This is a genomic window from Streptomyces antioxidans (genome assembly GCF_000968685.2).
In the GTDB taxonomy this organism is placed as follows: Bacteria; Actinomycetota; Actinomycetes; order Streptomycetales; family Streptomycetaceae; genus Streptomyces; species Streptomyces antioxidans.
This window is the reverse complement of sequence record NZ_LAKD02000259.1, coordinates 1-396: the sequence shown is the minus strand read 5'-3', so window position 1 is coordinate 396 and position 396 is coordinate 1. Positions and strand designations below refer to the sequence as shown.

The 396-nt window shown below is 65.7% G+C and carries 1 protein-coding gene; it reads left to right on the top strand.

Annotated features, from left to right (window positions below; all coding sequences use genetic code 11):
* Positions 1 to 32: 32 nt before the first annotated feature.
* Positions 33 to 396, top strand: a 364-nt coding sequence (locus VT50_RS38055) for a polyketide synthase dehydratase domain-containing protein (protein WP_420822270.1), incomplete at its 3' end; no start/stop codon positions are given.

Below are 396 nucleotides of genomic sequence, written 5' to 3'. Positions count from 1 at the left end.
GGGAAGAGGCGGATGGTGAGGGTGCGGGATGGGTGCGGCACGCCCATGGTGTGCTCGGCTCTGCGCCCTCCGCCTCCGAGGCTCAGTTCGACTTTGGTGTGTGGCCTCCGGTGGGGGCTGAGTTGGTTGATGTGTCGGGTGAGTATGTGCGGGCTGCGGAGAGCGGGTTGGAGTATGGGCCGGTTTTCCAGGGGTTGAGGCGTGCGTGGCGGCGTGGGGGTGAGGTGTTTGCTGAGGTTGAGTTGCCGGAGGAGGAGCGGGAGCGGGCGGGGCAGTTTGGTTTGCATCCGGCGTTGTTTGATGCGGCGTTGCATGCGTTGGGTGTCAGTGGGTCTCTGGCGGGTGGTTCGGGGAGTTTGTTGCCGTTTTCGTGGCGTGGGTTCGCGCTGGAGGCGG